This is a genomic window from Ruegeria sp. HKCCA5426, assembly GCF_013034585.1.
In the GTDB taxonomy this organism is placed as follows: domain Bacteria; phylum Pseudomonadota; class Alphaproteobacteria; order Rhodobacterales; family Rhodobacteraceae; genus Ruegeria.
This window is the reverse complement of record NZ_WQGH01000002.1, coordinates 81,603-100,819: the sequence shown is the minus strand read 5'-3', so window position 1 is coordinate 100,819 and position 19,217 is coordinate 81,603. Positions and strand designations below refer to the sequence as shown.

Here is a 19,217-nt window from a genome sequence, read left to right as displayed (position 1 = left end):
TGCTTTGGCAGGTGGGGGGCGTGTGTCAAGGGCGGGAGCGAGGGGTGCTGCCGCGCCGCCATTGGCGTTTGAACCAATGGCGCACCAATGGCGGCACCCCGGGATATTTTTAGCCAGATGAAGGGCGGATCGGGGAATTGCGGTTGGGGTTGGGACGTGCATGATGTGGGCAAAGCAAAGAGGGTTTTATGGCTGTGGCTGAATTTCTGGACACCGCGCAGGGGCGGCGGTTGGCGTATCACAAAAGCGAGGGGGCGGGGCCGACGGTGGTTTTTCTGGGCGGTCTCAAGTCTGACATGGAGGGCACCAAGGCGGTGCATCTTGAGGCCTGGGCGAAGGAGCGCGGGCAGGCGTTTTTGCGGTTCGACTATTCCGGGCACGGTGAAAGCGGGGGCGCTTTCGAAGAGGGGTGCATCGGGGATTGGCATGAGGATACAGCGGCTGCGGTTGCCGAGTTAACTGAGGGGCCTTTGATTGTCGTTGGGTCTTCGATGGGCGGATGGCAGGCCTTGTTGCTGGCCAAGATGATGCCGGATCGGATTGCAGGCTTGGTCACGATCGCGGCCGCGCCGGATTTTACCGAGGATGGATACTGGGCCTCGTTCACGGATGCTCAGAAACAGGCGCTGGAGGAGGTGGGGCGTGTTGAGCTGCCGTCGGACTATATGGAGCCCTACATCATTACGAAACGGATGATCGAAGATGGCCGTGCCCGACTTGTCCTGCGTAGCCCGTTGGAGCTGCCATTTCCGGTGCGCTTTTTGCAGGGCACCGAGGATACTGCGGTTTCAACGGCAACTGCGGTCAGACTGCTAGAACATGCGTCTGGACCCGACATGAGGTTGCTGCTTGTCAAAGATGCGGATCACCGGTTTTCGGACGGGCCGTGTCTTGGGCTGATCGAGCAGGCCGTTCTAGATGTGATGAATGCGTCATGATGCGGCTAATAGGTCGTCTGTGTTTGGCTCTTATCGCTGTTGGGGGTTTGATTTACTGGTTTGGCCCACGCGAAGACGTAGACCTTCATCCTAAGTTTGATCCTCGGAAATTTGGCGAGGGCGTCCAAGTCTATTTCGAAAGCGTCGAGTCGGCGTTTGACGATATCGTCCCTGGTGTTGAGAAACGCGTGATCTGGCAGGACGGTTTCAAAGAGCGCAGAACTCCGGTTTCTGTTCTCTATCTGCACGGATTCTCCGCGTCATCCGAGGAAATTCGCCCGGTGCCCGATATGGTCGCTGACGCGCTGGGGGCAAATCTGGTCTATACGCGGCTGCAGGGGCACGGGCGTAGCAGCGAGGCAATGGCGGATGGAACGGCCTCGGGCTGGATGCAGGATCTGGCCGAGGGGCTGGCTGCGGCGCGTGCGGTGGGCGATCAGGTTGTCGTGATTTCGACGTCGACAGGCGGAATGCTGGCGGCAGCCGCTGCCGTAGACGAAGACCTGAGCCGGGATCTGGCGGGTATTGTCTTTGTCTCGCCCAATTTCGGAGTGAACACACCTGGTGCCTGGATACCCGGATTACCTTGGGCGCGGGATTGGCTGCCTGTTCTGATGGGAGATACACGGGACGTCTCTGGCCCGGATCCGGAGAAGAACCTGTATTGGTCAACGACCTATCCTTGGGAAGCGGTCGTGCCAATGACGGTGTTGGTGGATGTGGTGAATAGGCTTGATTTCTCTGGCGCAAAGGTCCCGGCGTTGTTTTGGTATTCAGATGATGATCAAGTTGTACGGCCAGATATCACGCATGAGGTTGCGGCGGCGTGGGGCGCGCCATCAACGACAGAATTGGTGACAATGGGCCCCGGTGATGACCCCGCCTCGCATGTTGTCGCCGGGAGGCTGATGTCACCGGGGCAAACGGATACGACTGTAGCTGGTATCTTGAACTGGCTAGAAACATTGGGGATCAGGTAACGCATGGGGGGCTTTGATGCGTAAACCAGCCAGCATGTGGAGCCTTGAAACCCTTGGCAGGGTGCGTCTGTCTCGTCATTTTTTCATGCGCGATTTTCTGTATTCCGAGATTGGCAACTTTCACGAAATACAGAACATTCCCGACAATCCCGATTTGGCGATCCAGACGGGTCGTGCCCTGTGCTCAACCCTTCTGGATCCGCTGGAGGAAACCTTTGGCCGGGTCGCGGTGCGGTCTGGTTATCGCTCACCTTCCTTGAATCGGTTCGGAAATGAAAACCGTCTGAACTGTGCCCGAAATGACAATCCTCTGGAATGCCATATCTGGGATCGTGGGGAAGGGGATGAGAGGATCGCCGGGGCCTCGGTCGTGATCCCATGGTTTGCGGATCAATACGAAACCGGACGCGACTGGCGCGATCTTTCGTGGTGGATGCATGACCATCTGGATTACTCCGAAATCTGGTTTTTCCCCAAGCTGTGCGCGTTCAATCTGGTCTGGAGGCCGATACCCCTTCGCCGGATCGACAGCTATATCGTGCCGCGCGGCACCTTGTTGCGCGCAGGTGCCAAGCCGACTGAAAATCTAAGCACCCGGAAGGCGCGTTATGCGGATTTTCCGAAGTTCCGGGGAATAGACTATCCCTGAGTTTTTTCTTGCCGACATTAGAAAAACCTCACATCCTGCGGAAAAGTAACGCCAAGGTGGTCGAATTTAAGGAGGCCCTGCGTGATCGAACCGTTGGTTTTTCTGCCCGGGTTCATGTGCGACGCGCGGTTGTTCGGAGCTCAGATACTCTACCTGTCTTACCAGCGCGCGGTGACGGTTGCCCCGGTTACGACGGGTGACCGCATCGAAGAGATCGCCTCTGGCTTGCTGGACCAACTACCGCATCGTTTTGCCCTGGGTGGGTTCAGCATGGGCGGCGTTGTCGCGTTGGAGATCGTTCGGCGTGCACCTCAGCGCGTGTCCCGCTTGTGCCTGATGTCGACAGACGCGCAGGCCGATACACCTCAGATCGCTGCGGACCGGGAAGAACTTATCGTAGGCGCAAGGTCGGGGCGGCTTGAGGATGTCATGAACAGGTTGATTGGTTCCGAGACTTTGGCACCGGGTCTGGGGCGCGTTCCCGTCTTGAAAGAAGTCATGGCGATGGCAAGGGAAATGGGGGCGGACGTCTTCGAACGCCAGATGCGCGCCCTGCAACGGCGCCCTGATCAGCAAGGCGCGTTGAGGCATATAAATGTGCCAACGCTGGTATTATGCGGGGCGCACGATCAGCTTACGCCCGTTCGCCGTCATACGTTCATGGCGGAAATGATCCCAAATGCCGAGTTGAAAGTCATCGACGAAGCTGGGCATTTGCCCCCGCTCGAGGCCCCTGCAGCCGTGAACACGGCACTTGAATCCTGGCTGAACACCCCGGTTCGGCTGCCCTATTTGTAAAACGCTGCCCGTTCAGATTGGCTAAGGATTACAGGCGTTGCCACGGGCTGTCTGGTCTTTGGGTCGAAGAAGACGGAGTTCTTCCAACTTCCGGAAATCCGCGACTTGAGCACGCGCGAAATCAATCCTTTGACGGCTGGACCCAGCTTTTCATGGGATTGTTTGCCGTCGGGTTGCGGAACAAACCCTCGGGTCGTGATGGGACCCAAACCGCTTGGGTCTGCAATTCGTTTCACGATGAACCCCGCAAAGGGGAATTTCGGCGTTCGGGTCGTTACCGCAAGTGGTGCGTTACAGCAACTTGCGTACCAGCGCAGCATACCCTTTGGGCTGAGTTGCATCAGCGCCAAGTGTTCGGCCCCGCCGTCGATCCTGATTTCTTCTGGCAGCATCTGCAGCACCTCGACAGGGCCGGGGGCAGGGTCGGGTTGTCCGAAATACAGCTGAGCGGCGCGGCAGTCATGGCAGAAACACACAGTATGCGTTCCAGATTTCGCCCCCGCAGCGGTGATCGCGCCGTGAAGCGCGCCACAATTGCAGGAAAAAGCGAAATCCTTCGCCGTGGAATTTGGCATGGTGATTAGGCGACTTTGTTCTTGTTCGCCGCCCGACGGCGCGGTTTACGCGTGTTGGCGTTCATGAAGTCGATGACCAGCGGGCGGATGTTGTCGCGCCAACTGCGGCCAGCAAAGATACCGTAATGTCCCGCGCCGGGTTCAACATGGCTTGCCTTTTTCGAATCTGGCAGCCCGGTGCACAGGTCAAGCGCCGCGATACATTGACCGGGGGCAGAGATATCGTCATTTGCCCCCTCGACTGTTTTCACGGCGACGTCGGTGATTTTCCCGATATCGACCTTGTGGCCTGCAACGACAAACTCGTTCCGCGCAATTTCGCGGTTTTTAAAGACACGTTCGACCGTTGACAGATAGAATTCCGCGGTCATGTCCATCACCGCCAGATACTCATCATAGAACCGGTTATGTGCGTCATGATCCGACGCCTCACCGCGCATGACGCGCTGAATCTGGTCCGAAAACGCCTTGGAATGGCGATCCGCGTTCATGGACATGAATGACGCCAGTTGCAGCAGGCCGGGATAAACCATGCGACCAACGCCTTTGTACTTGAAGCCGACGCGCTGAATCATGGTTTCTTCCAGCTGGCCCATTGTCACGCGGCGGCCAAAATCGGTTACGTCAGTGGGTGTTGCGTCCGGGTCAACAGGTCCGCCGATCAGCGTCAGCGTACTGGGCTGCGCTTTGGGCTCTACCTCGGCCAGATACGCGGTTGCGGCCAATGTCAGCGGGGCGGGTTGGCAAACTGCAACAACATGAGTCTCTGGTCCCAGTTCTTTCATGAAATCGACAAGATAGAGGGTATAGTCCTCTACATCGAACTTTCCTTCGGACACGGGGATATCGCGCGCATTATGCCAGTCGGTGACGTAGACTTCGCAATTGACCAACAGGCTTTTGACTGTCGAGCGCAGCAGCGTTGCATAGTGGCCGGACATGGGAGCGACCACCAGAACCTTGCGCGCTTGTTCTTCGCGCCCATTCACGCGGACGTGGATCAGGTCGCCGAACGGACGCTCCAACACGGGGACGATATCGACAATATGGTCCCGGCCGTCCTCGCAGGTATAGGTGCGAATGCCCCAGTCGGGTTTGGCAATCATGCGCTGAAAGGTGCGTTCTGTCACCTCGCCCCAGGCCGCCATCATGCTGAACACTGGATTGGGAACCATCGAAAACAGTGGGTAAGAGGCCATCGCACTGGCGGTTGCACCCATCCACTGGTTGGTGTTGCGCATGGTTTCCATCAAGTCGTAGGTCATCATGTAGCGCATAAAATGGGTCTCCTGGGTATCAGTCTGAAAGTTCGGACCATTCGCCGCTTTGCCCATGGCATTTGCGACGTTATTCTGCATAGCAGCGAGGTTAGGGGGGAATTGTTAAAATGACAACAAGTCAAGACCAGAGTCCGGAGCTAACCGAGGAACACCTTGAACGGCTTAAAGAAAATATGAACAAAGTCGAAGAGCTTTCAAAACGTCTGGTGGAAGTGTTGGCCGGAAAAAAGGGCCACAACCCCGCGCTGGACGGTCCGAATCAAGAGCTTTTTGCACGAGCAGCAACAGCGTATTTTTCCGAGGCATGGCAAAATCCCGCCAAGCTGATGGAACATCAGATCGAATTCTGGGGAAAATCCGTTCTAAACTTTGCTGAAGCGCAGAAGGCCATGACGACGGGCGAAGTTGATGACAGCGATACCGCCCCTAAAGACAAGCGCTTCAGCAATCCTATGTGGGAAGTAAATCCCTATTTCCGCTTTATCCGCCAGCAGTATCAAACCAATGCCGAGGTCATCACACAGGCCGTCGCGTCGGTTGAAGATATGGACGACAAGGACAAAAAGCGCCTGCGGTACTTCTCGCAACAGATCATCGACATGATGTCTCCGACCAATTTTCTGGCAACCAATCCGGACGCTTTAAAGAAGGCGGTCGAAACCGAGGGGCAATCGCTGATCAAGGGGCTGGAAAACCTGGTTGCCGATCTTGAAGCCAATGATGGTGAAATGGTTGTCAGGCTGGCGGATGAGAGCGCCTTTGAAGTGGGTGGCAACATCGCCACAACGCCGGGTGAGGTTGTGTATCGCAACCGGCTAATGGAATTGATCCAATACAAGCCTGCAACCGAGACAGTTTGCGAAACGCCGCTTGTTCTGTTCCCGCCCTGGATCAACAAGTTCTACATTCTGGATCTCAAGGCGCAGAACAGTCTGATCAAATGGGTGACCGAGCAGGGATATACCTTGTTTGTCGTAAGCTGGGTGAATGCAAATGAATCCCACGCTGATATTGGTATGGGGGATTACGTCGAAGAAGGGTTCCTGACCGCGATCGAACAGGTCAAGTCGATCTGCAAGGTCAAGCAGGTGAACGCTGTAGGTTACTGTATCGCGGGAACCACGCTTAGCCTGACCCTGTCCCTTCTCAAGCAGCGGGGGGACAAGTCGATCAAGTCGGCCACGTTTTTTACCGCCCTCACGGATTTCGGCGATCAAGGAGAGTTCACGCCCTTCTTGCAAAACGACTTCGTGGACGGAATCGAAGATCAGATTTCCAAGGATGGAATTCTGAAAGCCTGGCTGGTTGGACGAACGATGTCGTTCCTGCGCTCGAATGATCTGATCTATGGTCCTGCGATCCGCAGCTATATGATGGGCGAGACACCACCCGCATTCGACCTGCTGTTCTGGAACGGAGATGGTGCGAATTTGCCCGGTCGCATGGCTGTGGAGTATCTGCGCGGCTTGTGCCAGAGCAACGACTTCGTCAACGACGGGTTCGAGTTGCTGGGGCATAAACTGCATGTCCGTGATGTCGACGTTCCGTTGATGGCCATCACCTGCGAAACGGACCACATTGCAGCATGGAAGGATTGCTATCGCGGCGTGCAGCAGATGGGATCGAAGTCAAAGACGTTCATTGTGTCAGAATCCGGCCATATCGCGGGGATCGTGAACCCGCCCAGCAAAAAGAAATATGGCCATTACACCAACACTAATTTGAAAGCGGATGCCGAGACTTGGATGAAAGAGGCCGAGTACCATCAGGGATCGTGGTGGCCCCGCTGGGAGGCCTGGCTAAAAAAGCGGTCAGGCAAACAGGTTCAGGCCCGTACACCGGGCGATTCGGATCATCCGCCACTGGCGCCCGCGCCCGGAACGTATGTTTTGGTTAAGTCAACGAATTGATTTTGTGTGAGTTTTTATTTTTTGCTGCGACGCAGCAATAAATTTCTTGCAATGCTGCGATGCAGCAACCATATTGTCCTCAAGCTGATGAAAACCGGGGTGGGCCCGGTTCGGCAAAAGGATTAGGACAATGGCAAAGACTCAAGACTTTACCGCGACCTTGAAAGACATGATGGGCGCGTTCCCTGTTGACACCACCGCTCTGGAAGGTGCCTTCAAGTCGACCGCAAGCCTGAACGAAAAGCTGTCGGGTGTTGCGCTGGACGCCGCTGAAAAGTCGGCTGAAATCTCGAACAAATGGACCAAAGACACTCTGGCCAAACTGACCGAGATGTCGAAAGCAAAAGCAGAACCTGCTGAATACGCAAAAGCTGCGACTGATTTCGCAAGCGCGTCGGCTGAAGTTGCTGCAGAAAATCTGGCGGCCTTCGCCGAAATCGCGAAAAAAGTTCAGACCGAAACTGTTGAGCTGCTGATGGCTGCTGGCAAAGAAGCTGCGGAAGACGCAACTGCTGCTGTCAAGAAAGCAACCAACGACGTGACAGCCGCTGCCAAGAAAGCAACTGCTGCCAAGTAAAGAGAATGCCGCGAGGCGCACCCATTCCTCCCAACCGGTGCAATCGCGCAGGGCAGGTCGAAAGACCTGCCCTTTCTTTTTGTGCTGCAGTCGCATAACCTCTGCTGCAACGCATCATCCTTGGGGAGGGAAACCGGTGGCAGACCAGGAAAAACCGTTACTAATCAAACGATATGCCAGTCGTCGGCTGTATAACACCGAGACCAGCGATTACGTCACGCTCGAGGATATCGCGGCATTTATTCGTGACGGGCGGGAAGTGCAGATTATCGACCTGAAAACCGGGGATGATCTGACACGGCAATATCTGCTTCAAATCATTGCTGAACATGAAAGCCGGGGCGAGAATGTGCTGCCTGTGAATGTGCTGAATGATCTTGTGCGCAGTTACATGTTGCCGGGCGGGGGTATGATGCCTCAGTTCCTGCAAAGCTCGTTCGAGATGCTGCGCGAAAGCCAAAGCAAGATGATGGAAAACATGAGCGCAATGAACCCCATGTCTCAGATGCCGGGGTTCGAGGCAATGCAGGCGCAGCAACAGGCATTTCTTAAAGCGATGACCGGTGGTTTGTCCGGCGGTTGGTCCGGTCCGGACAAGGAAGACGAGGGTAAGTCAGAGCCGAAAGAGGATCTGGACGATATCAAAAAGCAGCTTGCCGAATTGCAGCAGAAATTGTCCAAGCTGAACTGATCCAGCCTTCCAAAACGAATAAAGCCCGCCTTTTGGCGGGCTTTTTTGTGATGGGCTGTGGTTCAGGTGCCGAAGGCCATCGCAGGTGCGTTAACCTCGCCGACGGATGCCAGCAGAATATCGGCAATTACGTCCAATTCTTCGCGGGTCAGGCGCACAGGCAAGCGAACGTCGCAAGCCTTCATCAACATTGCGCGGGTTTGCGGCAATTCGACCTGCTCAGGCAGGAATTGCCAGTTCCAAAAGGCGCGGGCATTGTCTTCGCTCAGACCAAAAACCTGGACTTTGACCCCGCGCGCCTCTGATGCCGCCGCAAAAGCGCGGATGTCATCATCGCTGAGGTCGACCAAGTTGAACTGGATCGAGTCCGGGGCCCGGCGTTCGGGCGACAGCGGGGCGGGCACGTCGATATTCGGCGACGTGTTCAGGCGATCCGCGACATAGTCGTGATTGGACAGACCGTCGCGCACGCGACGCGCCAGTTCAGGGATCTGTGGTCGGATCACGGCGGCGCTGAGGTTGCTCATCCGCAGATTATACAGCGGTAGCTGGTTCTGCCAGCGAGCAAAGGCCTGCTCCAACTCGGGCGAGTTGTCTCCATGAGGGCCTTTGTGTTTTTTCCAGTTATGCTCATAAGCGCCCGACATGATGACGGCGCGCGCCACCAAATCCGCGTCATCGGTGATCAGAATGCCGCCTTCGCCCGCGTTGATCATCTTGTAGGACTGGAACGAGAAACAGCCGACCTTACCGATCGTGCCAATATTGCGCCCGTGCCACGTGGTGCCCAGCGAATGGGCTGCATCCTCGATTACGGGAATGTCGCGAGCGTCACACAGCGCCATGATCGCGTCCATGTCGGACGTGTGTCCGCGCATGTGGCTGATGATCACGGCCTGAACATCGTCCAGTTTGGTGGCAAAGTCTGCCATGTCTATGCGGTAATTGTCGGCAACTTCGCACAGTACCGGAATGCAATCTGCGTGAACGACCGAGGACGGAACAGCCGCAAAGGTAAAGCCGGGGATCAGGACACGTGCGTCGCGCGGCAGGCCCAAGGCTTTGAGCGACAGGAACAGCGCAGCCGAGCAGGACGAAACCGCCAGCGCGTATTTGGTACCTAGCAACTCGGCGAATTCAGCCTCAAGCAAAGCAACCGGCGCGTCTTGCGGCGCGGTATAGCGGAACAGGTCGCCCGACTGCATCAAGGCGTCGATGGCTTCGCGGGCGGCTGCGGGGATGGGTTCGGCGTCATGAACGTTTGGAGGAAGCGTCATATTTGGTTTTCCCGAATTCTATCTTTGGGAAAGATAAAGCTAATCCTCGGTCAATCCAAGTCTTCATTCGCCTTTACGGCGAAATTTCACCAATCTGTCGTAAATCAAAGGCCCAGTCGGTCCCGAAGCGCAAACCATGTCATCGCCAGCACCAGCAAGGGGCTGCGTAGGGCGGCGCCCCCTGGGAAGGGTAGGGTTGGGACGCGGGTCATCGTGTCGAACCCTTCGGCCTGCCCTTGAATGGCCAGCGCCATCAATTGCCCTGCATGGGTCGCAGTTCCAACGCCGTGACCAGAGTAGCCCGAAGCTGACAGGATATTGGGCGCAACCCGCGTCAGATAGGGCATCCGCCGCATGGTGATCGCTAGCGTACCACCCCAGGCATAGTCGATCTTCACATCGCGCAGATGCGGAAAAATCTCGACCATCGGTTTGCGCACTTTGGCGGCGATGTCCGCAGGGAAGCGATAACCATAGCTCTCGCCGCCGCCAAACAGCAGCCGGTTATCGGCGCTAAGGCGGAAGTAGTTCACCACGAATTTCGTATCGGCCACAGCGACGTCGCGCGTCAGCACACGAGCGGTGTCAGTGCCCAATGGTTCAGTCGCAGCGATGAAATTGTTGATCGGCATGACCCGCGCGGCGACCTTGCCGTTCAGGCCGCCCAAGTATCCGTTGCAGGCCAGAATGACGTGATCCGCGGTGACTTTTCCCTGCGCAGTATGGACGATGGCGGGCGTGGCTTCCTCGATCCCCGTCACCTCGGTGCTTTCATAAATCCGCACGCCCGCTTTGGCTGCGGCCTGCGCCAGACCTAAAGCATAGTTCAGCGGGTGCAGATGGGCGGCCCCCATATCCAGATAGCCTCCGCGATAGGCAGGCGAGGGGCATAGGCCATGGCCCGCGCCTTCGTCCAGCAACTCCATCTGGTCATAGCCATAACGCTCGGCCAGATGTGCCGCATGGTCGTGTAATTCCTGCTGTTCGCCGGTGCTGAGGCCCAGAACGGCAACGCCCGGTTTCAGGTCACAGTCGATCTGGTGCTTGGCGATCAGGGATTTGACCAGCGCCTTCGCGTCTTCGGCCAGATCCCACAGCTTCAACGCATCGTCATCGCCCACCAGCCGCTCAAGGTCTTCCTGATCCATCCGCTGCGCGCTGCCCAATTGACCGCCATTGCGACCCGACGCGCCGAAGCCCACGCGATGCGCCTCAAGCAGGGTCACGCTGAATCCGGCTTCGGCCAGATGCAGCGCAGCGGACAAACCCGTGTATCCGCCGCCGACCACGCAGACATCCGCCTTTTCGTCGCCCGCCAGAACAGGAAAACGGTCGATCGGATTGGCCGTGGCCGCGTACCAACTGGCCGGGTATTCGGCCTTGCGGTCGTTGGAATAGAGCAGGTTCATCGCAATGCCTCAGACATTCAGCAGCAGATGCTCACGCTCCCACGGAGAGATAACCTGCAGGAATTCTTCATACTCGGCGCGTTTGACGATGCCATAGACGCGGGCAAACTCGGGGCCCAGAACCTCGTGCAAGGCGGTCGCCTCATCAAACAGGTCCAGCGCATTGCCCATGACCTGCGGGATATCGCCTTCGCCTTCGTAAGCGTCGCCATAGAACTGACGGCGTGGGCGTTCCTGTTGAACCAGTCCCAGATAGCCGCAGGCCAAAGACAGGGCGATGCCCAGATAGGGGTTGCAGTCCATCCCGGCGATGCGGTTTTCGACCCGGCGCGCTTCGGGGCCGGACAGCGGCACGCGGATGCCGGTGGTACGGTTGTCGCGCGCCCATTCCAGATTGATCGGAGCCGCATGGTCTTTCACGTAACGGCGGTATGAATTCACATAGGGCGCCATCACCGCCAGCCCCGAGGGAAGGTGGTTCTGCAACCCGGCGATGAAGTGGTAAAACGCGTCCGTCTCACCCCCTTGCGGGCCGGAAAAGATGTTCTGCCCGGTTTCCATGTCGATGATCGAGTGGTGGATATGCATGGCCGAGCCCGGCTCATCCACGATCGGTTTCGCCATGAACGTGGCAAAGCAGTTATGGCGCAGCGCGGCCTCGCGGATCAGGCGTTTGAAGTAAAATACCTCATCCGCCAGCTTGACCGGGTTGCCGTGGCGCAGGTTGATTTCCAACTGCCCAGCGCCGCCTTCCTGCGTGATGCCGTCAATCTCGAACCCTTGGTGTTCGGCGAAATCATAGATGTCGTCGATCACCGGGCCAAATTCGTCTACGGCAGTCATCGAGTATGCCTGACGCGCCGCCGCCGGACGGCCCGAACGCCCCATCATTGGCTTGATGCCTTGCGCGGGGTCCACGTTGGGGGCGACCAGAAAGAACTCCATCTCGGGCGCAACGACCGGTTTCCAGCCCTTGTCGTGATACATCTGCACCACGCGTTTCAGCACGTTGCGCGGGCTGAACGGGATCGGGTTATCATCGCGGTCATAGGCGTCGTGAATCACTTGCAACGTCCAGTCGCCAGTCCACGGCGCGGCCGATGCGGTCGAGAAATCGGGTTTCAGGATCATGTCCCGCTCGATAAAGCCGTCCTCGCCCGCGGCCTCACCCCAGTCGCCGGTGATGGTCTGGTAGAAAATGCTGTCGGGCAGGTGGAAATAGGTTTGCTTGGCGAATTTCGAGGCTGGCACCGCTTTGCCCCGCGCAATACCGGGCAAATCCGAGATGATGCATTCAACCTCGTCCAAACGCTGACCTTCGATATAGGACTGTGCTGCCTGCGGTAGTTGATCTTTCCAGTCGGCCATCAGGCCCTCTCTTTCTTCAAAAACTCCGCCATGAATTGCCCGATCTTGGGGTTGTCGTCATTAGCGGGCAGGCGGTTGGTCGCGGCCTGCATTAACTCATCTGGCACAAGACCTTTACCACGCGTGTCCATCAAACCCTTGATAAACCCGTCGCCGTATTCCGGATGGGCCTGAACGGTCCAAATTGAATCACCATAAGCGACCATGGCGTTCTGGCAGAAGTCGTTGGTGCCGGTCACGCGAGCGCCGTCGGGCAGGGCAACCACCTGATCCTGATGCCACGCGTTCAGCGTAACGGTCTGCCCATCCAGGTCATAGTCGGTGCGTCCTACCGCCCAGCCACCTGTGAACTTTTCAACCTTGCCGCCCAAGGCTTGCGCAATGATCTGGTGGCCAAAGCAGACCCCGATCAGTGGCTGGCCCTTGTCGCGGATCGCGCGGATCAATTCTTCCAGCGGCGGTATCCACGCATGGTCCTCGTACGCGCCATGACGCGAGCCGGTGATGACCCAGCCATTGGCTGCATCGGTGCTGTCGGGGAACTGCCCGTCCACCACGTTGAAGGTTTCAAACGTAAAGCCGTTGCCACCCAGCAGGGTACGGAACATGCCGTCATATGTGCCGAATTCTGAACGCAGCTCATCGGGGGGGTGGCCGGTTACAAGGATGCCGATTTTCATGGGTCACCAAATTTGATCAAATTTATTCTAGCCGACCGCGCCGGGCCGGGCAAGAGGGGTCAGACGGCTTCGACATAACTTAGCCAGTGGTCCTCGGGCGGGCGCTCGGCAAAGCGGCGGATTTCCTGCCGTTTGGTCATCGCCAGAAAGCGGATCAGATCGGCAGGGAAGATGCGCGCGACATGTGGATCGGATTCAAAGACGGCGACGGCGGCCTCCCAATCGCTGGCCAGTTGCGGCAGGCCGTCAATGTCGTAGGCGTTGCCGGTGATCGGCGCTGGCGGCTCGGTTCCATCATCGATCCCGTTCATTGCTGCCCCCAAAACGGCGGCCAGCATCAGGTAGGGATTGATATCGCCACCCGCGACGCGATGCTCAATTCGGCGGGCAGCGGGTGCGCCGCCGGGAATGCGCAGGGCGGCGGTGCGGTTCTCGTAGGCCCAGCTTGCACCAGTGGGCGCGTGGGCGCCGGGCACAAGTCGGGTATAAGAATTGCCGTGCGGCGCAAAGATCAACGTGCTGCCGGGCATCGCCGCCAGACATCCCGCGATGGCGTGGCGCAACGTATCTGTCCCCTCGGGGCCGCCATTGTCAAAGACGTTCTGGCCGGCCTGATCGACGACCGAGAAATGCACGTGCATCCCATTGCCTGCATCGTCAGCATAGGGTTTGGACATGAACGTCGCGGTGAACCCGTGTTTGCGCGCTAGCCCGCGTGCCAACACCTTGAAAAGCAACGTATCATCAGCGCAGCGCATTGCGTCCTGATGGTTCAGGTTGATTTCGAACTGTCCAATACCGCTTTCGGATATGGCGGTCTGGGCGGGGATGCCCATCGCGGCGCAACCATCATAGAGGTCGGTGAAAAACGCATCGAACGCGTCCATCTCGGCCATGGACAGCACCGCCTCATCCACCAGCCTGCGCCCTGTCAATGGGTTCAGCGGCGGCTGCGGTTGCGCGCCGGACGAATCCAGCAGCGTGAACTCCAACTCGGTCGCCGCGATCACCGACCACCCGCGCTGGGCGTATCGGTCCAGTACCGCGGTCAGCGCGTGACGGGGATCCCCAGCAAAGGGTGTGCCGTGGTCATCATACAGACACATGGGTACCAGTGCGGTGTCTACATCCAGCCAAGGCATCGGAACGGGGCCGCGCTCGGTCGGCAGCAGCACGCCATCGGCATCACCGGACTCAAAAACCAGCGGGCTACCGTCAATATCCGCACCCCACAGGTCCACGTTTAGCGCCGAAAACGGCATCCGAACCGAACCCTTTTCCAGTTTGTCGGCGTAAGAGGGAGGCACGCGTTTGCCCCGCAGTTGACCGTTAAGGTCACAGGCTGCAACGCGAAAACTGTGCAAGGCGCTCAGGTCCATCGGGGTCTCCATCACTCTGGTTTCCCGAGGTGTAGTCGACGCAAAGCGTCTTGTCACGAAATTTGATCAAATTAACCCCGCGCCGAGAGGAGAAGGCGCGGGGTTTGGCGTCAAACGAAGTTGATGCCGTTTTCGGCCATCGGATGCGAGGCCACAAGAGTACCCGTCATCGCGTGGATGGCATTGGCCAGCGCCGGTGCCGAAGGAGGCGTTCCGGGCTCACCGACACCCGTCGGTGCCTCCGCCGAGGGTACGATGTGTACGTCGATGGCAGCGATGTCGCCGATGCGCAGCGGTTCGTAATCCGGGAAGTTGGACTGATCGACCGCTCCGCTGGTCAGCGTGATCTGGTCGCGCATCACATGGCCGATACCATAGCCGATGCCGCCTTCCATCTGTGCCTTGACCACATCGGGGTTCACGGCAATGCCGCAATCGACGGCGCAGGTGACCTTTTCGATCTTGATGCCGCTTTCGGGGTCGCCCGAGATTTCGACGACTTCGGCCGCATAAGACCCAAAAGATTTATGGACCGCGATCCCTTGCGAGTGCCCCGCAGGCGCATTGCCCCAGCCCGCCTTTTCCACGGCAAGTTTCAGAACGGCAGCTTTGCGCTGCTGGTCGGGGTTGGCGCTGTCGGACAGGTGGGCCAGTCGGAACTCGACCGGATCACGACCGGCGGCTTCGGCCACGAGGTCCATCATGGTTTCCATCGTGTAGGCCGTATGGGTATGCCCGACCGAGCGCCACCACAGAACCGTGGTCGCTTTGGGCGTGTCGGTCAGGCCAAGCGCCATGCCGGGGATGGCATACGGGCTGTCTGCGACCCCTTCCACCGAGCTGTGGTCGATGCCGTCATGCACCAGAGCGGGTTCGAACGGCGTGCCCTTGATGACCGATTGTCCGGCGATCTGGTGCTGCCATCCGACGATGTTGCCGTCCGAATCCAGGCCGACACGCACTTTGTGCCCAAAGGCAGGGCGATAATAACCGCTGCGGATGTCATCCTCGCGCGTCCAGACCAGTTTCACCGGGCGCGAGCGATCGGTGACCACAAAGGCCAGCGCCGCTTCGACCTGATAATCCGCATCGGGCGTGGCGCGGCGACCGAACGAGCCTCCGGCCAGCATGGTCTTGATGTGGATCTTCTCGGGCGGCAGCTGAAAGATCTGCTGATAGGCCATATGCGGGCCCGTCGGCATCTGTGCACCGTCATGCAGGACAATATCGCCCTCGGCAGTTTGTTCGATGGTGCAGTTCAAGGGCTCCATCGGGGCGTGGGCCAGCAGCGGGAAGTAGAAGGTCTTTTCGACCACCTTATCCGCCCCGTCGATGGCCGCCGAAACCGCCGCCACGTCTGCCTTGTTCACGTTGTACGTGGGCTCAGAATCCAGTGCGGCCATGATCTCGGCCTTGATCTGATCCGAGTCGCGGGTCTCACCGCCTGACATGTCCCATTCGACCTCAAGCGCGTCGCGCGCTTGAATGGCAGCCCATGTGTCTTCGGCATAGACCGCAACACCCGCTTGATTGGGCAAGATGGCGGCATTGATATAGCCTTTGACCTCTTTTGACGCGTTGTCGTCAAAGCCTTTGGCGATACCGCCCTTGGATTCGGGGCGCTTGATCATCGCGACCATCTGGTTGGGCAGATGCACATCCATCGCATACATGGCCTGACCATTGCCCTTGATGGCCGAGTCCTTACGGCGCACGGATTCGTTGCCAATCAGGCGGAATTCGGACGGATCTTTAAGGCGCGGCTCGGCAGGGGCCTCAAGCTGCGACGCCGCAGCAACGAACTCTGCAATCGGTGCGGATTTGTCACCGGCCTTTACGATGCCTTCCTCGATGGTGATGCCCGATGCGTCCACGCCCCAACTTTGGGCGGCGGCATTGATCAGCATCTCGCGCGCGGCGGCACCGGCCTGACGGTATTGCAGCCAGGAATTCGCCATCGCGGTCGATCCGCCTGTGCCCTGGAACGGACCGAACAGCAGGTTGTTATAGACGTTGGGATCAGAGGGCGCGAATTCGTATTCGATCTGATCCATGGTCAAGCCGATTTCCTCGGCGATCAGCGTCGGCAGGCCGGTGGCCGGGCCCTGACCCTTTTCAAAGTGTTTGACGATGGCGGTTACAGTGCCATCGGCGTCGATCTTTACGAACGGGTTAAACTGCGTGGTTTCGGACGAGGCTGCCGCCAGCGCGCCATCGGGGCGTGCGCCGACCAGCAGCACGGCACCGGCCGCAGCGGCGCCTTTCAGAAATCCACGGCGTGAGGTGTTGATGGTCATTGATCAGGCCTCCAGAATCTCGGACGCGCGCTGGATTCCGGCGCGGATACGTTGATAGGTGGCGCAACGGCAGGCGTTGCCGGACATGTATTCGTCGATCTCTTCGACCGACGGCTTGGAGTTCTCGGACAGCAGCCCGACTGCGGACATCACCTGACCTGACTGGCAATAGCCACACTGGACCACATCCAGTTCGACCCAGGCCTGCTGGACGGCCGCGCCGATCTTGTCGTCGCCCACGGCTTCAATCGTGGTGATCTCGGCATCTTCGACGTCTTCGATATATGTCTGGCAAGAACGCACAGGCTCGCCATTCAGATGCACGGTGCAGGCGCCGCACGACGCAACGCCGCAGCCGAATTTGGTTCCGGTCAGCTTAAGCTCATCCCGGATCACCCACAGAAGGGGCGTGCCGGGTTCGGCGTCGACCGTGTGGGTCTGGCCGTTCAATTTCAAGGTCAATGACATGAGGGGGATTCTCCATGTTGGGCTGGTTACCCGAGTCGGTAAACTGGCGGGTTTACCGTATGCGACAAATTCTACTCTGTAAACCCACCAGTTTACGTAGAGTTTGACCTCGATCTGTCAATGGGACTATAGCTATGAAATATGAATGACGTCAGCGCGCCGAATGCGGCCAAACATGCTCAGATCATCGAAGCAGCGGTTTGCGAGTTTCAGGACAAGGGATTTGCGGCGGCCAGCATGGATCGTATTTCCCTGCGGGCCGAAGTCTCTAAGCGCACGTTGTACAAGTACTTCGAAAGCAAGGAAAACCTGTTTCGCTCCATCGTGTTAGAGCTATCCAACAGGTTCGCCGGAGTGCAGGATGTTCGCTATCAGAAAGGCCGCGATATCCGAGAGCAATTGACTGAGCTGGCATGGGCCGAAGGGCGCATTCTGATGTTGCCCGAGGTCATGGCCATGTCGCGGATGGTGATCAGCGAAACCTTGCGCAACCCTGATTTGGCGGCCGCGGCACAGGGCAAGCTGGACAAGACCGCGATTTTCGCCGCCATGCTGAAAGACGCCGCAGATGACGGGCAATTGCGGATCGAGGACCCTCAGGCCGCAGGGCAGGAGTTTATCGGCCTCATCAAAGCCAAGGCGTTTTGGCCGATTATTTTTTCCGGTGACGTTCTGAGCAAGGACGAGATGGAGGCCACCATCAACAGCAGCGTTGACATGATCCTTAGCCGTTACGGGGTTTGACAGTTTCGATGTCTCAACCGGCGGCCCCGCCGGAGAGCGTGCTGAGCTTTTGCCCGACTTTTGTCATTCCGTGTGGCGTTTGATCCCGAAACAGTGGTAGACGGCAACCTTGGAAACGGATCGTCTTGTTCAGGTTCGTGGCGAAAGTCGGGAAAGATGTCGGACGTAACAAAGACCCAAAAGCCATCGCAAGCTGAGATTTGGCACGCTGCACGCCTATCCATTGCACCCATGATGGACTGGACCGATCGGCATTGCCGTTACCTGCATCGGATGCTCAGTTCTCAGACCTTGTTGTACACAGAGATGGTCACCGCCCCCGCGTTGGTGCGTGGTGGGGCGTTGCATTTACTGGACTACAACCCACAAGAGCATCCCGTTGCGCTGCAACTCGGTGGGTCTGACCCTCAGGAACTGGCACAGGCCGCACGTTTGGGCGCTGAGGCCGGGTATGATGAAATCAACCTGAATTGCGGCTGCCCCTCGGATCGGGTGCAGTCCGGCACGTTCGGTGCCGTGCTGATGAAAGATCCGGCTCGAGTTGCGGAATGCGTGGCCGCGATGCAAGAAGCGGTTGATGTCGAAGTCACTGTCAAGTGTCGGATCGGGGTCGATGAACAAAACCCGGAAGAGGTCCTGCCCGAATTTCTGACCGCCATCCGTGATGCAGGGTGCAAACGCGTGACGATCCACGCGCGAAAGGCGTGGTTGCAGGGGCTTAGCCCTAAGGAAAACAGGGATATTCCACCGCTGGACTATGATCTCGTCCACCGAATGAAGGCGGATTTCAACGCGCTTCACATCTCGATCAACGGTGGGATTGCCACGCTGGAGAAAGCGCAGGCCCATCTGGATGCTGGGCTGGATGGGGTCATGATCGGACGGGCGGCGTATCACCAGCCTACCGAGATTCTGGCCGGGGCAGATCATCTAATCTTTGGGTCGGGCCAAGTGGCTGATCCGGTTGATGTCGTTCAAAAAATGGTGCCCTATGTTGAACGGCACCTTGCCGAAGGTGGCCGTTTGCACCAAATCACGCGTCATATGCTGGGCCTGTTCGCCGGGCGTCCCGGCGCACGGGCTTGGCGGCGAACTTTGTCCGAAGGCGCGGTGCATGAGGGGGCTGGGTCCGAGGTTATGTTGCAGGCGCTCGAGCGCGTTGCGCCTTTGGCCGAGGCGGTGGTGAACTAGGATACG

The 19,217-nt window shown here is 58.2% G+C and carries 18 protein-coding genes; 9 read left to right on the top strand and 9 right to left on the bottom strand.

The genetic code is table 11. The features are described from left to right. Positions 1 to 188 precede the first annotated feature (188 nt). From GOV87_RS03025 to GOV87_RS03010, 4 genes are all read left to right on the top strand, one after another. Positions 189 to 938, top strand: a complete 750-nt coding sequence (locus GOV87_RS03025; RefSeq protein WP_171210785.1) for a carboxylesterase — start codon at positions 189 to 191, stop codon at positions 936 to 938. Further along, entirely contained in the window at positions 935 to 1,918 is a 984-nt protein-coding gene (locus GOV87_RS03020) for a carboxylesterase (protein WP_171210784.1), read from the top strand. The genes GOV87_RS03025 and GOV87_RS03020 overlap by 4 nt, the downstream gene beginning before the upstream one ends. Before the next feature lie 34 nt (positions 1,919 to 1,952). After that, on the top strand, positions 1,953 to 2,567 hold the full coding sequence (locus GOV87_RS03015; protein WP_171211048.1) for a hypothetical protein: 615 nt from the start codon (positions 1,953 to 1,955) through the stop codon (positions 2,565 to 2,567). A gap of 81 nt (positions 2,568 to 2,648) precedes the next feature. Beyond that, positions 2,649 to 3,365 (top strand): alpha/beta fold hydrolase, encoded by a 717-nt coding sequence (locus tag GOV87_RS03010; protein WP_171210783.1) that lies wholly within the window; start codon positions 2,649 to 2,651, stop codon positions 3,363 to 3,365. Here the strand turns inward: GOV87_RS03010 and GOV87_RS03005 are convergent. Together GOV87_RS03005 and phaZ are read right to left on the bottom strand one after the other, a co-directional pair. Beyond that, positions 3,356 to 3,940, bottom strand: a complete 585-nt coding sequence (locus GOV87_RS03005) for a DUF6151 family protein (RefSeq protein WP_171210782.1) — start codon at positions 3,938 to 3,940, stop codon at positions 3,356 to 3,358. The two genes, GOV87_RS03010 and GOV87_RS03005, sit on opposite strands and share 10 nt — an antisense overlap. Before the next feature lie 5 nt (positions 3,941 to 3,945). Then, on the bottom strand, positions 3,946 to 5,217 hold the full coding sequence (phaZ, locus tag GOV87_RS03000) for a polyhydroxyalkanoate depolymerase (protein WP_171122097.1): 1,272 nt from the start codon (positions 5,215 to 5,217) through the stop codon (positions 3,946 to 3,948). 110 nt (positions 5,218 to 5,327) lie between these two features. On the opposite strand from phaZ, the gene GOV87_RS02995 reads away from it, so the two are divergent. The 3 genes from GOV87_RS02995 (at position 5,328) to phaR (ending at position 8,398) form a co-directional block, all read left to right on the top strand. After that, entirely contained in the window at positions 5,328 to 7,130 is a 1,803-nt protein-coding gene (locus tag GOV87_RS02995; protein WP_171210781.1) for an alpha/beta hydrolase, read from the top strand. 130 nt (positions 7,131 to 7,260) lie between these two features. Next, positions 7,261 to 7,707: a phasin family protein gene (locus tag GOV87_RS02990; protein WP_171122099.1), complete on the top strand. Its 447-nt coding sequence runs from the start codon at positions 7,261 to 7,263 to the stop codon at positions 7,705 to 7,707. A gap of 136 nt (positions 7,708 to 7,843) precedes the next feature. Further along, positions 7,844 to 8,398 carry a polyhydroxyalkanoate synthesis repressor PhaR gene (gene phaR / locus GOV87_RS02985; RefSeq protein ID WP_171122100.1) on the top strand — a complete coding sequence of 185 codons (555 nt, stop codon included), beginning with the start codon at positions 7,844 to 7,846 and terminating at the stop codon, positions 8,396 to 8,398. 62 nt (positions 8,399 to 8,460) lie between these two features. Here phaR and GOV87_RS02980 read toward each other — a convergent pair whose 3' ends face one another. The 7 genes from GOV87_RS02980 to GOV87_RS02950 all read right to left on the bottom strand — a co-directional run bounded on the left by GOV87_RS02980 (position 8,461) and on the right by GOV87_RS02950 (position 17,276). Continuing rightward, entirely contained in the window at positions 8,461 to 9,675 is a 1,215-nt protein-coding gene (locus tag GOV87_RS02980) for a DegT/DnrJ/EryC1/StrS aminotransferase family protein (protein WP_171210780.1), read from the bottom strand. 104 nt (positions 9,676 to 9,779) lie between these two features. Continuing rightward, positions 9,780 to 11,084: an FAD-binding oxidoreductase gene (locus GOV87_RS02975; RefSeq protein ID WP_171210779.1), complete on the bottom strand. Its 1,305-nt coding sequence runs from the start codon at positions 11,082 to 11,084 to the stop codon at positions 9,780 to 9,782. A gap of 9 nt (positions 11,085 to 11,093) precedes the next feature. Beyond that, complete coding sequence (locus GOV87_RS02970) at positions 11,094 to 12,452, bottom strand: glutamine synthetase family protein (RefSeq protein WP_171126479.1); 1,359 nt, start codon at positions 12,450 to 12,452, stop codon at positions 11,094 to 11,096. Continuing rightward, positions 12,452 to 13,132 carry a type 1 glutamine amidotransferase gene (locus GOV87_RS02965; RefSeq protein ID WP_171210778.1) on the bottom strand — a complete coding sequence of 227 codons (681 nt, stop codon included), beginning with the start codon at positions 13,130 to 13,132 and terminating at the stop codon, positions 12,452 to 12,454. Before GOV87_RS02965 ends, GOV87_RS02970 begins: the two co-directional genes overlap by 1 nt. A 59-nt stretch (positions 13,133 to 13,191) precedes the next feature. Further along, positions 13,192 to 14,511 (bottom strand): glutamine synthetase family protein, encoded by a 1,320-nt coding sequence (locus GOV87_RS02960; RefSeq protein ID WP_171211047.1) that lies wholly within the window; start codon positions 14,509 to 14,511, stop codon positions 13,192 to 13,194. 110 nt (positions 14,512 to 14,621) lie between these two features. Beyond that, entirely contained in the window at positions 14,622 to 16,808 is a 2,187-nt protein-coding gene (locus tag GOV87_RS02955) for a xanthine dehydrogenase family protein molybdopterin-binding subunit (protein WP_171210777.1), read from the bottom strand. A gap of 3 nt (positions 16,809 to 16,811) precedes the next feature. Continuing rightward, a complete protein-coding gene (locus GOV87_RS02950) occupies positions 16,812 to 17,276 on the bottom strand; it encodes a (2Fe-2S)-binding protein (RefSeq protein ID WP_171122106.1) in 465 nt (154 codons plus the stop codon). 141 nt (positions 17,277 to 17,417) lie between these two features. Between GOV87_RS02950 and GOV87_RS02945 the strand changes: the two genes are divergently transcribed. After that, complete coding sequence (locus GOV87_RS02945) at positions 17,418 to 18,020, top strand: TetR/AcrR family transcriptional regulator (protein WP_171210776.1); 603 nt, start codon at positions 17,418 to 17,420, stop codon at positions 18,018 to 18,020. 156 nt (positions 18,021 to 18,176) lie between these two features. Next, positions 18,177 to 19,211, top strand: coding sequence for a tRNA dihydrouridine(20/20a) synthase DusA (dusA, locus tag GOV87_RS02940; RefSeq protein ID WP_171210775.1), 1,035 nt, complete (start codon positions 18,177 to 18,179; stop codon positions 19,209 to 19,211). Positions 19,212 to 19,217 lie beyond the last annotated feature (6 nt).

Coding starts and splice junctions, on each gene's coding strand:
- GOV87_RS03025 (WP_171210785.1), top strand. CDS start 189: ATGGCTGTGGCTGAATTTCTGGACACCGCGCAGGGGCGGCGGTTGGCG.
- GOV87_RS03020 (WP_171210784.1), top strand. CDS start 935: ATGATGCGGCTAATAGGTCGTCTGTGTTTGGCTCTTATCGCTGTTGGG.
- GOV87_RS03015 (WP_171211048.1), top strand. CDS start 1,953: ATGTGGAGCCTTGAAACCCTTGGCAGGGTGCGTCTGTCTCGTCATTTT.
- GOV87_RS03005 (WP_171210782.1), bottom strand. CDS start 3,940: ATGCCAAATTCCACGGCGAAGGATTTCGCTTTTTCCTGCAATTGTGGC.
- phaZ (WP_171122097.1), bottom strand. CDS start 5,217: ATGCGCTACATGATGACCTACGACTTGATGGAAACCATGCGCAACACC.
- GOV87_RS02995 (WP_171210781.1), top strand. CDS start 5,328: ATGACAACAAGTCAAGACCAGAGTCCGGAGCTAACCGAGGAACACCTT.
- GOV87_RS02990 (WP_171122099.1), top strand. CDS start 7,261: ATGGCAAAGACTCAAGACTTTACCGCGACCTTGAAAGACATGATGGGC.
- GOV87_RS02980 (WP_171210780.1), bottom strand. CDS start 9,675: ATGACGCTTCCTCCAAACGTTCATGACGCCGAACCCATCCCCGCAGCC.
- GOV87_RS02975 (WP_171210779.1), bottom strand. CDS start 11,084: ATGAACCTGCTCTATTCCAACGACCGCAAGGCCGAATACCCGGCCAGT.
- GOV87_RS02970 (WP_171126479.1), bottom strand. CDS start 12,452: ATGGCCGACTGGAAAGATCAACTACCGCAGGCAGCACAGTCCTATATC.
- GOV87_RS02965 (WP_171210778.1), bottom strand. CDS start 13,132: ATGAAAATCGGCATCCTTGTAACCGGCCACCCCCCCGATGAGCTGCGT.
- GOV87_RS02960 (WP_171211047.1), bottom strand. CDS start 14,511: ATGGACCTGAGCGCCTTGCACAGTTTTCGCGTTGCAGCCTGTGACCTT.
- GOV87_RS02955 (WP_171210777.1), bottom strand. CDS start 16,808: ATGACCATCAACACCTCACGCCGTGGATTTCTGAAAGGCGCCGCTGCG.
- GOV87_RS02950 (WP_171122106.1), bottom strand. CDS start 17,276: ATGTCATTGACCTTGAAATTGAACGGCCAGACCCACACGGTCGACGCC.
- GOV87_RS02945 (WP_171210776.1), top strand. CDS start 17,418: ATGAATGACGTCAGCGCGCCGAATGCGGCCAAACATGCTCAGATCATC.
- dusA (WP_171210775.1), top strand. CDS start 18,177: ATGTCGGACGTAACAAAGACCCAAAAGCCATCGCAAGCTGAGATTTGG.